General features: G+C 31.8%; 26 protein-coding genes. 24 read left to right on the forward strand and 2 right to left on the reverse strand.

What is annotated here, in order from left to right:
- Window positions 1–177 precede the first annotated feature (177 nt).
- Complete coding sequence (gene istB, locus FYJ83_RS10520; RefSeq protein ID WP_154440362.1) at window positions 178–939, reverse strand: IS21-like element helper ATPase IstB; 762 nt, start codon at window positions 937–939, stop codon at window positions 178–180.
- Window positions 936–2516, reverse strand: coding sequence for an IS21 family transposase (gene istA, locus FYJ83_RS10525; RefSeq protein WP_154440364.1), 1581 nt, complete (start codon window positions 2514–2516; stop codon window positions 936–938). The genes istB and istA overlap by 4 nt, the downstream gene beginning before the upstream one ends.
- A 112-nt stretch (window positions 2517–2628) precedes the next feature.
- Here istA and FYJ83_RS10530 point away from each other — a divergent pair, with 112 nt between their 5' ends.
- The 24 genes from FYJ83_RS10530 to FYJ83_RS10645 all read left to right on the forward strand — a co-directional run bounded on the left by FYJ83_RS10530 (window position 2629) and on the right by FYJ83_RS10645 (window position 13448).
- Window positions 2629–2841: a hypothetical protein gene (locus FYJ83_RS10530; RefSeq protein ID WP_154440366.1), complete on the forward strand. Its 213-nt coding sequence runs from the start codon at window positions 2629–2631 to the stop codon at window positions 2839–2841.
- Window positions 2842–2852: 11 nt separating this feature from the next.
- The gene (locus FYJ83_RS10535; RefSeq protein WP_154440367.1) at window positions 2853–2996 is read left to right on the forward strand and encodes a hypothetical protein; all 144 of its coding nucleotides are present in this window, start codon (window positions 2853–2855) and stop codon (window positions 2994–2996) included.
- A 303-nt stretch (window positions 2997–3299) separates the two neighbouring features.
- Window positions 3300–3455, forward strand: coding sequence for a hypothetical protein (locus FYJ83_RS10540; protein WP_154440369.1), 156 nt, complete (start codon window positions 3300–3302; stop codon window positions 3453–3455).
- Window position 3456: 1 nt separating this feature from the next.
- Window positions 3457–3651, forward strand: a complete 195-nt coding sequence (locus FYJ83_RS10545; RefSeq protein ID WP_154440371.1) for a hypothetical protein — start codon at window positions 3457–3459, stop codon at window positions 3649–3651.
- Complete coding sequence (locus tag FYJ83_RS20455; RefSeq protein ID WP_154440373.1) at window positions 3648–4253, forward strand: 3D domain-containing protein; 606 nt, start codon at window positions 3648–3650, stop codon at window positions 4251–4253. The genes FYJ83_RS10545 and FYJ83_RS20455 overlap by 4 nt, the downstream gene beginning before the upstream one ends.
- Entirely contained in the window at window positions 4253–5188 is a 936-nt protein-coding gene (locus tag FYJ83_RS10555; RefSeq protein WP_154440375.1) for a Lin1244/Lin1753 domain-containing protein, read from the forward strand. Before FYJ83_RS20455 ends, FYJ83_RS10555 begins: the two co-directional genes overlap by 1 nt.
- Window positions 5157–5915, forward strand: a complete 759-nt coding sequence (locus FYJ83_RS10560) for an ATP-binding protein (RefSeq protein WP_195837981.1) — start codon at window positions 5157–5159, stop codon at window positions 5913–5915. Before FYJ83_RS10555 ends, FYJ83_RS10560 begins: the two co-directional genes overlap by 32 nt.
- Before the next feature lie 11 nt (window positions 5916–5926).
- Window positions 5927–6190: a sporulation transcriptional regulator SpoIIID gene (locus FYJ83_RS10565; protein ID WP_326828336.1), complete on the forward strand. Its 264-nt coding sequence runs from the start codon at window positions 5927–5929 to the stop codon at window positions 6188–6190.
- A 10-nt stretch (window positions 6191–6200) separates the two neighbouring features.
- Entirely contained in the window at window positions 6201–6560 is a 360-nt protein-coding gene (locus FYJ83_RS10570) for a beta barrel domain-containing protein (protein WP_154440378.1), read from the forward strand.
- Window positions 6560–7069 (forward strand): hypothetical protein, encoded by a 510-nt coding sequence (locus FYJ83_RS10575; RefSeq protein ID WP_154440380.1) that lies wholly within the window; start codon window positions 6560–6562, stop codon window positions 7067–7069. The genes FYJ83_RS10570 and FYJ83_RS10575 overlap by 1 nt, the downstream gene beginning before the upstream one ends.
- A complete protein-coding gene (locus FYJ83_RS10580; RefSeq protein ID WP_195837982.1) occupies window positions 7062–7685 on the forward strand; it encodes a hypothetical protein in 624 nt (207 codons plus the stop codon). The genes FYJ83_RS10575 and FYJ83_RS10580 overlap by 8 nt, the downstream gene beginning before the upstream one ends.
- A gap of 12 nt (window positions 7686–7697) precedes the next feature.
- The gene (locus FYJ83_RS10585) at window positions 7698–7979 is read left to right on the forward strand and encodes a hypothetical protein (protein WP_154440384.1); all 282 of its coding nucleotides are present in this window, start codon (window positions 7698–7700) and stop codon (window positions 7977–7979) included.
- The gene (locus FYJ83_RS10590) at window positions 7972–8403 is read left to right on the forward strand and encodes a single-stranded DNA-binding protein (protein WP_154440385.1); all 432 of its coding nucleotides are present in this window, start codon (window positions 7972–7974) and stop codon (window positions 8401–8403) included. The genes FYJ83_RS10585 and FYJ83_RS10590 overlap by 8 nt, the downstream gene beginning before the upstream one ends.
- A 16-nt stretch (window positions 8404–8419) precedes the next feature.
- Complete coding sequence (locus tag FYJ83_RS10595; protein WP_154440387.1) at window positions 8420–8860, forward strand: hypothetical protein; 441 nt, start codon at window positions 8420–8422, stop codon at window positions 8858–8860.
- Window positions 8857–9033, forward strand: a complete 177-nt coding sequence (locus tag FYJ83_RS10600) for a hypothetical protein (protein ID WP_154440389.1) — start codon at window positions 8857–8859, stop codon at window positions 9031–9033. The genes FYJ83_RS10595 and FYJ83_RS10600 overlap by 4 nt, the downstream gene beginning before the upstream one ends.
- Complete coding sequence (locus tag FYJ83_RS10605) at window positions 9030–9245, forward strand: hypothetical protein (RefSeq protein WP_154440391.1); 216 nt, start codon at window positions 9030–9032, stop codon at window positions 9243–9245. The genes FYJ83_RS10600 and FYJ83_RS10605 overlap by 4 nt, the downstream gene beginning before the upstream one ends.
- Window positions 9246–9263: 18 nt before the next feature.
- A complete protein-coding gene (locus FYJ83_RS10610; protein ID WP_154440393.1) occupies window positions 9264–10493 on the forward strand; it encodes a sigma-70 family RNA polymerase sigma factor in 1230 nt (409 codons plus the stop codon).
- A 77-nt stretch (window positions 10494–10570) separates the two neighbouring features.
- Entirely contained in the window at window positions 10571–10828 is a 258-nt protein-coding gene (locus FYJ83_RS10615) for a hypothetical protein (protein WP_154440395.1), read from the forward strand.
- Window position 10829: 1 nt separating this feature from the next.
- Window positions 10830–11153, forward strand: coding sequence for a nucleoside triphosphate pyrophosphohydrolase family protein (locus FYJ83_RS10620; RefSeq protein WP_154440397.1), 324 nt, complete (start codon window positions 10830–10832; stop codon window positions 11151–11153).
- Between the two features lie 26 nt (window positions 11154–11179).
- Window positions 11180–11728, forward strand: a complete 549-nt coding sequence (locus tag FYJ83_RS10625) for a hypothetical protein (protein ID WP_154440399.1) — start codon at window positions 11180–11182, stop codon at window positions 11726–11728.
- Window positions 11729–12103: a hypothetical protein gene (locus FYJ83_RS10630; RefSeq protein WP_154440401.1), complete on the forward strand. Its 375-nt coding sequence runs from the start codon at window positions 11729–11731 to the stop codon at window positions 12101–12103. It begins immediately after the preceding gene.
- A 12-nt stretch (window positions 12104–12115) separates the two neighbouring features.
- A complete protein-coding gene (locus FYJ83_RS10635; RefSeq protein WP_229768566.1) occupies window positions 12116–12796 on the forward strand; it encodes a hypothetical protein in 681 nt (226 codons plus the stop codon).
- Window positions 12796–13251, forward strand: coding sequence for a YopX family protein (locus FYJ83_RS10640; protein ID WP_154440403.1), 456 nt, complete (start codon window positions 12796–12798; stop codon window positions 13249–13251). Before FYJ83_RS10635 ends, FYJ83_RS10640 begins: the two co-directional genes overlap by 1 nt.
- Window positions 13248–13448 carry a hypothetical protein gene (locus FYJ83_RS10645; RefSeq protein ID WP_154440405.1) on the forward strand — a complete coding sequence of 67 codons (201 nt, stop codon included), beginning with the start codon at window positions 13248–13250 and terminating at the stop codon, window positions 13446–13448. Before FYJ83_RS10640 ends, FYJ83_RS10645 begins: the two co-directional genes overlap by 4 nt.
- Window positions 13449–13468: the final 20 nt, after the last annotated feature.

Consider the following 13468-nt stretch of genomic DNA (forward strand, 5'->3'; position numbering starts at 1 on the left):
ATATTTCTTAAAATTTCTTTTGGTAATGTTGACATAAAAAATTCTCCTTTCTGGTTTAAATCATATTTTGATTCTTGCCAGAAAAGAGAATTTTATTTCGCAAAAGCACAGATTATTTTACACTACCGAAATTTCCCCCATATTTTACTCCAAAATTCCTCTAGTTGGATAAAAAAATTATTGCTCTTCTAACCAAAGCTGTGTTTCTTTAAATCTATAAGAATTTCCATTCATATTAACTATATATGATTTATGTGTAAGCCTATCTATCATAGCAGCTGTCATTACTGGGTCTTTAAATATTTCATCCCATCTTTCAAATGATAAATTAGTTGTAATTATTGTTGACTTCCTTCCTGCTCTTAATGAGAGATAAGTAAATAATAATTCTGAAGCCTCTTTATCAAAGGAGATATATCCTAATTCATCTGCTATTATTAAATCATACTTTTCAAAACGTTTTTCAAAGGCCCTAAGTGTTTTCTCTGATCTGCTTTCTTTTAATTCATTTACAAGTAAAGGGATTGTTGTAAATAATACCTTGTAACCCTTTGTACAGGCTTTAATACCTATTCCTATAGCCATATGTGTTTTTCCTGTTCCAGGATTACCAGCTAATATTATATTTTGCCCTGTTTTTATAAAGTCTAAGGATGAAAATACCTTTACTTTATCCCTTGCGTCTTGTGGTAAGTCCTCTAGACTTAAATCTTCTAGATATTTTTTATATGGAAATCTTGCTTGTCTAATTCTACTTTTTATCCCATTAGTTTTTCTTAAGTCGTACTCATTTTCAAGTATTGATAAAAGAAAATCTTCATATGTTAAATTTCTTATATTTGCTTCATTAATTTCTTCTTCTACACTTCTATTTATATATGGAAGCTTTAGCTCCTTTGCTAGATTTTTAATATTTTCTTTAGCCATATTCTTTTTCATATTATCAAAGCTCCTTTATCAAATTCTATACTTGAATTGTTTAATAGTTTTCCATAATCACTTAGAATTAGCTTTGATTGCTTTTCTATTTCTGTATTTTTATATTTATTTTCCTCCATGGCTTCATTTTTTCTATAACATAAAAGTTTTATTTTTTCTGTATCTATATTTAAAGGACTTATTTTTTCTAATTCTTTTATAATCTTTTCTATTTTCTCTAAATCTTCTTTTGAAATTAATTCAATTAGGTCTATGAAATCTCTTGGATTTTGTGTATAATATTTATTATAGATGTTTTGAAGCTTGGAATTCATTTGACGCATGGCTGTGCTGTTATGAATTGCCCCAGGCTTCTTTTTTAATGTATTTAAATAATGTTTTATTTCTATATCCCATGTACTTAATCCAAAACTTCTTTTATGTTCTGCTACCTTATTATTTTCATGGTAGATTATTATCTTGTTTGGATATACCTTTGTCATTACAAACTTTCCCACTAGATAGTCTGGTACTGAGTATTTATTTTCATCTATTGTTATTACTGAGTATTTATTTACTCTTAATTCTATTAATCTTGAAATATCATAAGTAGGCATAAGTTTTATTAAGTAGGGGACTTCCTCTATTAATATATCTTTTGCTGTTTTGTTTTCATTATATTTTTGTTCTTTTGAATTTAATTTAATTAATTCTTCTTCCAGATATTTATTGGCCTCCTCTAATGTTTCAAATTTATCTTTTTTACTAAATGCTTTTCTTCTTACATACTCTACTGATCTTTCAACATGTCCCTTTTCATTTCCACGTCTAGCATTACAAAATCTATAGTTAAAGCCATAGTACATAGATAATTTTAAAAGTTCTTCTGTTGGTTCTTTTTCAGTTTTTGTTACAAATCTTTTAACTGCCACTTTCATATTGTCATAAACTATTTCCTTGTGAACACCTCCTATATGGTTAAAAAACCTAACATGAGAGTCTAGAAAACTTTCCATTTTTTGATTTTGATAAAGGTATGCAAACCTGTAATTACCTTTAGCTGTTACCATTACAGCCATTTGTATGTTTTTATCTTCACCATCTATTTCTAATTTAACATGACCCCAGTCAAATTCAACCACATGACCTAATTCATATTCTTGTCTGATGTATGCTTCCTTTTTTTCATTTAACTTATTTCTGATATAGTTACAAACCGTTGAATAACTAATATTATGTCCTTCATCAATTAAACAACTATGTATATCTATATTTTTCTTTTGTTGTTTACCCTTACCCGTACTTCTTTTTTCCCGGTTTTCCTCTAGATAGAAATCTATCTTATCCATTATTACTTCAGTTAACTTTATCTTAGTTCTGTTGCTTGAATCATATTTTGGTGACTCTACTATTTCCTCAGTTAGCATTAATTTATCACCTTCCCCACTCAATAATTTAGATCTACTTTCTTCATATTCCCTAATATATTTTCTAATTGTCTTTCTATCAAATCCTGTATTTCTATGAATTTCCCATTGAGAATTTCCTTTTAAAAATCCGTCTATTATTATTCCTTGTTTATCCATTAAACTTATCATCCCCTAACCCCCTATGAATTGTCATAGGGATATTATATATTTCCTCTAGAGGAATTTTCAATTATTATTTGGGGTACTTTTAGGATATCATAAACATGAAAAAGATGAAAAAATGAATGTTGAAATAAAAATTAGTAAATTTAGTAGATGGGATTGGACTATTACTTCTCAATCTATTAACAATATCAGCTCACTAAGACGACTTGATGAATTTTCTATATTCTTAATGAACCTAGCTCAATCTGGAACAAAAATAATAATTGATACTGATTATGAAAATGATGAAGTGGAAATTGAAGCAGAGCCAGAAGCTAGTTTTAGTTAGGAGGAATACCATTGAAAATATGTGAAAATTGCAAATGGATATATAAAGAGCATTGTAGTAACGGAAGAAGTGATAAATGTTGTGAATCAGTTTCAGAAAATGATACTTGTCTAGAGTGGGAAGGTGAAAAAAATGACCATGAAAGAAGTAACTAGATATCAATGTCGATTCTGTAAAAAAGACTTCAAGACACCAGATAGACACCATTGCAAATTCAATCCAGAGTTAAAGAATTGTTTCACTTGTAAGTATCTAAAGGGCTGGCAAGAATGCGAAGAATATGGAACTGAATGGGGAATGTATCGTGAACCAAATATCCCAGATTGTACCGTAATATCGCTTGATATACAGGATTGGAATATCGAATCAATAAAAAATGCTAATTACAATATGCAATGTAGTAGCTATGAAGAAGGGAAATTTGATTTCACTAAGTACCATGGGGAGGGCGATTAATTATGTTTGGTAGATATGTAACTATAAATTGTCTATATGTGAAAGATTCCATAGTCGTATGGGTTCCTTGTGAGCCAGATACACCTATTCAAAAGTTAAAAAATTGGGCTAGAGAAATGATTAAAAGGGAAATGGAGAGACAGTTAAAGGGGGAGTGATGTGAATTATTATAATAACCAACAGAGGGAAATAATGAGAGAATTTTTCGGAATCGGCATTAAGAGAACCCCAATCTGCAATAAGTGCCAACATCAGAAACTAGGACTTACAACCATATGTGAAAAGTATAAAAGAATTCCTTCCAGTATCCAAGAAGGTGGATATTGTAGCAAGTTTTTAGAGGTAAGGGAGTGATTAAAATAGACAAAGATACTAAGGTTTGGATTCTATTTATCATAATATCAACCATATCCATAGTAGCATTATTGACACTAAGCCAAGAATTTAAACAAGAAATATCTCAATTAGAGATAGAAATAACGGAACTTGAAAATCAAATAGCGTACTTAAATAAATTGAAGAATTATTATGTGGAACTGGTAAGGTTGCAAGAAGAGCTAGAGGAAAACCTTGTTCTCCAAATAGAGTTATTGGAAAATGATTTAATCAAGTTAGAAGGGGAAAACGAGCAACTAAGGACCATAAGGGCCAAATTAACTGCCTATTCTCCACTAGACAATGTAGATGGCCAACAAGCTGAAGGTAATCCAAATAGAACTTCTATAGGTAAACAAGTAAGTCGAGGAATAGTGGCAGCAGACCCAAGAAAGCTTCCTTATGGTACTAGATTAGAAATACCTGATTGGGGAGTTGTAGAGGTTGGGGACACTGGTGGAGCATTAAGAAATGACAATAAAAATATCAGAATAGATTTATTTCATGAAACTTATAACCAGGCTATGAAGTTTGGAGTTAAGGACCTAGAAGTAAAGATTTTAGAATGGGGTGGTGATTAATGGCAAGACCTAAAAAAGAAACAGTAGATTACTTTCCTCACTTTGTTAGTAGCGGTAAAACATTATTTATCTTAGAGCAATCGTATGGAAATGACGGATATGCCTTTTGGTTTAAATTATTAGAACTACTAGGGAATACTGACGGCCATTATTATGACTGTAGCAACGTACCTGCATGGAAGTTTCTACTAGCTAAAACTCGAGTGGAAGAAGAAAAAGCTATAGAAATATTAAATATGTTAGCAGAACTTGAAGCAATAGATAGAGATTTGTGGGAAGAAAAGATAATTTGGAGTGATAATTTTGTAAATAATTTATCTCCAGTTTACAGCAATAGAAAATCTGATTTGCCTGAAAAGCCAGTTATTGCTAGTAGTAATGACAGTACAGACGAGTTTCTACCAGTAGAAACCGAGGACAGCTCAATAACTACAGAGATAACACCACAAAGTAAAGTAAAGGAAAGTAAAGTAAAGGAAAGTAAAGTAAAAGAACATGATGTTGATTTGCAAATTAAAAATTTGCGTCTTAGGTATTCAGAATCTCAAATAAAAATAATAGATGAATATTTTGACATCCTTAGGTGGACTAGAAAAAATGGTAAGATCGCTGACAGTGTAATCGTAAAAATCTATACAGAATGGGAGAAGTTTAAGCCAGATACAGTTATATATGGGTTAAATGTCTATATCAATAATCCCAAATATCACGATAAAAGAGAGAATTACTGTTATGGAATCATGAGAAATGCCAAGGATGAAGAAGTTTATAAAGGGGTGAAAGGAAGTGGAGCAAATAAAGGAAATTCTAAAGGAACATCCAAGGACAGTGGAGGAGCTTCAGAAGAAAGTCTTAGACTTGAAAAACTTGCAAAAGAATCTGGACTTATCGGAGAAGATGGAAGTGTCGAGCCAATCGGAGAAATCGACTTCTAGTTGTCCTTACAATAAATGTGATGGATCTGGAATGTTTTTAATCGATGATGATAATGCAAAAATTTGTCAATGTCAACATGACAAAATCATTGATAGAAAGTTAGAATTTGCAAATATTCCTAAAGAGTTTCAAGCCCTAACAATTAAGAGTTTTGAGATAGACATATACACTAGACCAGATAGCAAAACAATAGCAACAATAGCTAAGAAAGTAGCAGCTAATTTTGTAAAGAACTTTGAAGAATTTCAAGATGAAGGCAAAGGTTTGTATATGTATAGCACAGAAGCTGGAAGTGGCAAAACTCGAATGGCAATAAGTATTGGCAATGCACTTATTAAAGTAAAGCGAGTGCAAGTAAAATATACCAAAACAGTAGATTTGCTAAATGAAATTACAGATACATTTAACAGCAATAGTGAAATGTCTCAAAAGGAATTAATAGATTCAATTAGAAAAGTCGAGGTACTAATTTTAGATGATGTGGGGGTAGAGAACCCTACTCCTTGGGTAAAATCAACGTTTTACTCAATATTGGATTCTAGAATGGACAATAAAAAAGTAACTATATTTACTTCGAATTTATCATTAGATGAATTGAAACATGACAGAAGATTAAAGAGCCGAATTGAGAGAATGGCTACTCCGGTGAAGTTTCCAGAAGAAAGCATAAGAAATAATTTGGCTAGACAGGAGAATGAAAGATTGCAAAGGTTGCTTTTAGAATAGGGGGTGAATCTGTGGGAAGGAATAAAGAATATATGGAGCAGAGAGCAATTGAATCAGCAAATTATCTTGTAAAAAACAATGCAACAATAAGGGAGACGGCTAAACATATGGGAGTATCTAAATCAACGGTTCATAAAGATTTAATAATTAGACTTAAATATATAAACCACTCCTTGTATGAGAAGGTTAGAGAAGTTTTAGATGCCAACTGGGAAGAAAGGTATATTAGAGGTGGGTTAGCTACAAAGGAAAGATATGAAAGCTTGAAAGAATAGGAGGGGTTAGATGAGATTTCCAGTAAAGGAAGGACAGCAAATATTTATTGTAACGCATGATAAGTTTGTGAATAGAGAAGCAAGGACATTTAAAGGAGAAATAACAAAAGTAAATACGATAAGTTTTTATGTTAAGACTTGCAGCAGAGAAAGAGAATTACGTTTTGATAAGAAAACAGGTATAAGTGATGGGATTACTTGCTATTATAAGGCTTATCCTGATAGAGAAACATATGAAAGCCTAGTAAAAAGAATAGAAAGAGAAAGGCAATTACAGTGTGAAATAGGTGCAATGATTAGTGGTTTAGATTTAGATGATTTACTAAAAATAAAAGGATATGTTAATGAAATAATAAAGGGGGTTGAATAATGAATTACATTATAGCAGAGCAGTTCTTAGAGCTACCTAGGAAAATACAAAAAATATTTATTGATTGGTGGGAAATAGAAGAAGGTGACACGATTTATTCTGTAGATGAAGATAAGGATTTTACAGTAGCAAGAGTAGATGAAGAGTTTAGGGGAGAAGGGGATTATTGGTATTACGATTATGATGCAGATGATTTAATGTTATTCAGCAAATCACCAGATGAAGGCGAGTATACAGAGATTCCTCTATTTAAGCTAGACCAACTAATAGGATTTATTAAAACCAAATATAAACACATTGGAGTAAATAATTTTATTCCATTTGAAAAGATTACTAAGACCATTAGGACAGCATCTGATAAAGGAATTTATGAATGGAATGTAAAGATATTTAAAAACATGATGCAATCTGAACCTGATATAGAAGTTTTAAATGAGGATCTATTACAAGCATTTTGGGAAGTGGCAGTAATAGTAGCAGAGGAAATTGGAGAAATGAATGATGACTAATATAACTAAACAAAATAGACATGAAATCTACATGAGAGCATATCTAAAATCATTAACAAAAATACTTCAGGAAGAAAATAGAGTATTGGAACATATTAAAAAAACTGTATTTTATGGAGTGAAATCTATTATTACAAGACCGAGGTCAGATTATATAACTCGAGAAGAAGTAGAGCAAAGGTTTCAGACTATAAACATTATACAGGATTGCATAGGGCTTTTAACATCAAGAGAATTCATGAATATATTTCCTATAGCTAAAGAGTATGACGGCGATAAATGGCAAGTGAAAGATTATTTCTATACCATGAATTACATTAATACGCTAGACCTTGATGCACCAATAGGAACAGGAGAAAAGGCATTAAACTTCTTATGGGAATATTATAATCGAGATATTTTAAGGTTTGTAGTTGAAGGTATGTGTTGTATGAGTGATTTAAGAAAGTTACAAGGGCAACCTTCATTGATGGAAGAATGGGCAACAAAAAATGCAATCAAGACATATACAATGCACACAGATAGTAGAGGGAATCAATTTCTACTAGATAAAAAGATAGGAACTACAGCTAAAGTGTCAAAGCCAAGACCTAAACATTTAAAAGTAATTAAATAGGAGGGATGAATAATGTGTGATTGCATAGAAAAAACAGAACAGAGCTTCAAAGAACATCTAAAGAAGAATGACTCTAAATTTAAAGATATTGAAGATTTAGATGTAGGGTTCGAAAATAAAGCTTGGTTAATTGATAGTGGAAAAATGGCATTAACACTCCCAATAAATATAAATTGGGTTCACGTTACTAAAACAGGAAGAATGATGGCAAAGACAAAGCAACAGAGTTTTACAATGGAATATTGCCCATTTTGTGGAGAAAAACAATCAAAGGAGAGTGTTGTAAATGAATAATGTAGTGCTAATTGGAAGATTAACAAGAGATCCAGAACTAAGATATATACCAGGTAACGGAACAGCAGTTACAAAATTTGGACTTGCAGTAGATAGGGGATTATCAAAGGCTAAGAAAGAAGAAATGGAGTCAAAAGGTCAACCAACAGCTGACTTTATAAATATCACTGTATGGGGAAAACCTGCTGAAAGTGCAGCTAATTTCCTAGTAAAAGGTAGATTAGTAGGTATCCAAGGAAGAATCCAAACTGGCTCCTATGAAAAAGAAGGTCAAAGAGTATATACAACAGAAGTTGTAGCTACTAACGTTGAGTTCTTAGAGTGGGGAGATAAGAATCAGACCTCAAGTTTCAATGATTCTTCTTCAGGTTTTAGTGGTATAGAAGGTTTCCATCCAACTGATGATGAGGATATTCCATTCTAGAAGGGAGTGAACTTATGTGGTATTCAAGTACACCTTATGGACTAAAGAGGAAGAGCAGTTTGTTATAGATAACCATGAAAAAATTTCAAATAGAGAAATAGGAGAAAAGATAGATAAAACCCTAAATCAAGTTAATTCCAAAATACAACACCTAAGGAAAATGGGGTTGATTGGGAAGAGCAAAATGACAAGAGTGATACCAAAAGCAGAGAAAATGGATATGGAAATTGAAGATGGAGGTTTGAATTTATCTCTTGTGAAGCTAGAAATAGGGAAAGAATATGAAGTATTCATGCCAAAGCAAGAGAGTCAGAAATTAGATGATTATTTTAAAGGAGTTTTTATCCAAGATACCACAAGGCATATTACGTTGAAAAATAAACTAGGATACTGTCAAAGTTTTCTAAAAGCAGATATATTGATTGGAATTATTAAAGTTAAGGAAGTGATTAAATGAAAAATCCGTGCTATAAATGCTCAAATAGAGAAATCGGTTGTCATAGCAATTGCAATTGGTATCTTGCATTTAAAGAAAAATCACTAGAATTAAGTAATAATAAAAAAAGTGATAATGAGTATGGAGATTATTTATATCACGCAGTAAAGCGAATGAAGGGGGTTAGAGTGTGATTCAAGATGAGAAAAAGAAAGAAGCTTCAGGAAGAATATCTCTAGCATTAGAAATGATATTCACGGCATTAGGAACTTTAGAAGTTGGACTTGCAATAACTAAAGATAACAAAATAATAATAATTGATTCTCAAACAGGATTATCTAGTACATTTACACCCAAGCAATTCGAAGAAACATATGAGAAATGGGCAAAAGAAAACAATATATAACCAGCAAGGAGGAAAAGCATGGAAGGAGTGGATAGAGAAACTTTCATATTACAAAATATGGGGTTAGTAAGAATGGTAGTAAACAAACATGCTTATAGAATAGTAGATAATCCATTCATGGAAAAAGAGGATTTGGAAAATATTGGAGTCATAGGTTTGATAAAAGCATATGAAAGATTTGACCCAAACTTTGGAACACAGTTTTCAACTTATGCAGTACCTATGATAGAAGGAGAAATTCAAAGATTTATTAGAGATAACTCAGATACAGTTAGATTTACAAGGCAATCCAAAAGTGATTATTATGAAATATTAGGAGCAGATCTTCTGAATGAAAATCCAGAGGTAATAGCAGATATATTGGAAATACCAATAGAAAGAGTAAGAAACGCATTAGATTACTATAGGTGTAAATATATAGATTCACTAGACAGAGAAATATATGATGATGAAGGAAAATCAATTAGCATGACAGATAAAATCGGCACTGAGGTAGATTTTGACTCGAACCTAGAAATTGAGTTGTTCCTAAATAAATTAGATGAACGCACTAGAAAAATAGTGGAGCTTAGATTGCAGGAAAAAACTCAAATGGAAATAGCAGAAATATTAGGTATTAGCCAAGTTCAAGTAAGTAGGATTTTAATGAAATTACAGAAAACATATAAAGGGGGAAATGAAGTGACTAAGAAGAACAATACTATCATTGTCAAAGATACTATAGCAGAATCAATAAAGTTGGTAAAAGAAACAGATCTTACTCCGACTCAAATACAGAAACAAACAGGAGTATCTTATCCAACTGCAAGAAAACTTATAAAAGAGCATAGGGATTGCATTGAGAAAAAAACACCAGATTTTACATTAGCAAAGAAATTAGCAGAGGAAACAGAATTAAATCCAAGTCAAATAAGTAAAAAAACTGGGGTGGCTTATACAACAGCTAGAAAGTATGTAGGCGAATACAGAATAGTCAAAGAGAAAGAAATACCAGTAGAAAAAGTATTTTTAGTAGAGAATGTAATTCCAAACCCAGCGACAGAACATAGACTTGATATTCCAGAAGAAGTTGCACAAAAAGAAATAATAGAAGAACCTGAAATAAATCCAGCAAATGGATTCATGACTATGACACTTAAATTAACAGTAGAAGATGCCAGCAATCAATTAAAGGACATTATAAATGCAATGGAGGTATTAGGATTCGAAGAACTAAATGTTACAATTCAGAGTCAACAGGTAGCTTAATAGATAGAAATTTGATGTACACAGTAGAGAAATGTAGAACTATTGTAATTTCCAAGGAAATTGAAGGAGGGGGAAAGTTGGAAAAGCAATTGCTAAATAGAAAGATTTATAAGTCAATAAAAAAATATGATAGACAAGAAATGGAAGACTTCCTTAGGACAATCTATGAAGAAGGATTCAAGGATGGATTTCAAGAAGGAACAAAGACAGGTCAACAAGTAGATGTTCAGATAGAATTAGTACAGTTTCTAGAACATCTAGATATAAAAGGAATTGGAGAAAAGACCAAAGAGAAGATATTGCAATCATATAAGAAAAGGAAAGGGGAGAGATGATATGGATTTTAATGAATATCAAAACTTAGCACAAAGGACAAGTAACACAAAATGTAAATCAGATAAAATTGAAAACGGTTTAATGGGCTTAAATGGAGAAGCAGGGGAATGTATAGATGTTTTAAAGAAGTTTTATTTTCAAGGACATGAATTGGATAAAGAAAAGCTGATAGATGAATTAGGAGATGTACTTTGGTATATAGCTGAAACTTGTGTTGGGTTAGAACTTACTATAGAAGAAGTAGCAATACACAATATAGAAAAATTAAAAGAAAGATACCCAGAAGGTTTTGAAAAAGAAAAATCAATTCATAGGCCAGAGTAGTGAAGTTAATACAAAGGGGTGAATAAATGACAGTAGAATACATTGGTTATATTCAAACAGAGAACTTAATAAGAGCATGGCCGACAATTCAAGGAATAAAAGAAAGTTTAACATTAGAACTTAAAGCATTAGAAGTAAAAAATACAGATGAAACAGATGATTATATTTTTACCCAAGCTATAGGTAACAAAGTTGTAAGTGATATTCCTCCATCAGGAAAAATCAGTGACACAACTGGAGATATAGCTGCAAGTTACCTGCAAGTTATAGATCGTGACTATTACAGTACATTGGAATCAATTAAGAAGGAAAAATTCTCTATAGAGTTAGTAGATGACAAGTTAAATATAGGCTTTAGAAGATTAAGTCAATTACAGCAACAAATACTAAAACTGTTTTACTTAGAAAATAAAACTTGGGCAGAAGTGTTAGAAGAACTAAAAGCAGAAAAACATTTTCTCACTAAAGATCAAGCTCAAAAATATAGAAGAAGGTCAATAGAAAAGATGCAAAGCATATCTAAAATCACGGTTGAGACTTACGTTTCCGTAATGAAATTGGTGGAGGTGGAATAGGTGTCTACCAAGGTAACAGGAATAGAAAGGGAGCCTTTTGAATATTTTGATATTGCATTTTTAGGCTACAATGCCAAACTAACGAACTATGGATTTAGACAGTTTTTAGAAAATAATAGAGAACAAGTTAGAGCTGTATATTTTGAAAGTTTAATAATTATCTTAAAAGATGGTACAAGACTAAAGGCTATTCCAATAGTAGATGATAGGCATTTAGGAGGTTATAGGTTCGATCAACTAATCCTATTTGATGATAATAGATGGCTTATAGAGTGGGAGAGGTCAGAAGATATAAGAATAATCAAAGCGCTAACAATGCAATTGTCAAATGTTCCAGAGGAATTTCAAATATTGAAATATGAAGATATTAGATAGGGGGTCAAGATAGTGAAAAGAGAGGAATTATTAAAGATAGCAAAGCCGATTTTATTCAATACTGAAATGGTACAGGCGATACTGGAAGGTAGAAAAACTGTGACAAGAAGAGTTGTAAAACTGGATTTAGGATTAGCTGATACAGATAAGCATGATAGTAGTTGGTTAAAGATACCTGACGAATACGGAGATTATCATGATGCTAAAGATTTATGTAGATACAAAGTAGGAGATATTCTCTATATTAGAGAAACGTGGAGCTTTATTTCTTGTGATGAATGTATAGAAAATGAAATTCACAGAGATTTTACTCCTGGTTGCAATATATCTGACGAAAGAAAAGACTCTTATAAAGGCAAATATGGTTGCTTTGTCTATAGAACAAATTATGGCACTACAGAAGATGATACGTTTCCGCCATCGATGTTTAAATGGAAACCTTCAATCCATATGCCCAAATCAGCAGCAAGGATATTTTTAAAAGTTACTGATGTAAGAGTTGAGAGATTAAGGGATATAACCTTAACAGATCTAATTAAAGAAGGTATATGGAAATATAGAGAGAAAATACCTTCTAGAAAATTCCCTAACTTGTGGAATTCTACAATTAAGAAACAAGACCTTGATAAATATGGATGGGAAGCTAATCCATATGTATGGGTTATCGAATTTAAAAGGGTGGAGGTGGAGTAATGCAAGAGATTGAAGTTAGGGCATGGAATAAAGAAAATAAAATCATGGTTTATGACAATGAAGATAACAGTGCAACTTATTGGGATGGAGTATTCTCTAGTGTGGTTGGATTCATAAACTTTAGACTTTGGTATGAATCAGTTTATGAATTTATGCTATACATCGGGATAAAAGATATCCATAAAAAGAAAGTATTCCAAGGTGATATCGTAAAAGTAAAAAGATTTATATTCAAAGATTGTCGCAGAGAAGAAGTAGAGGGAATGGAAGAATATATCGGCGAAGTAGTATGGCATCAATTCGGATGGCATATAGCAGAGAAAATAAAGGACGGCATAAGGTATCATTCACTTTGGTTATGGAATATCAAAGATGATGAAACCGACCCAGATACTCACTTCATGGAGATTTTAAGCAATATATGGGAAAATCCTGAAATGAAGGTGATTGAATGAAAGCAGAATTTGATAATGCGACAATAAAAGTTTGGTTTAATAGCCAGTCAACTTCAAGAAATTTTCATAATGTGAAGGAAATCCATCAAGAAGGAAATTCAGCACTAATCAGAACATCATCAGGCGACCAACACCTAATAAACTTTGCAAATGTGAATATGATTGAAGAAATTGACACGAGTAAAAGACAATATTAATTACTACTAAGGAGGGTGAC

It is taken from the genome of Tissierella pigra, from assembly GCF_009695605.1.
GTDB lineage: Bacteria > Bacillota > Clostridia > Tissierellales > Tissierellaceae > Tissierella > Tissierella pigra.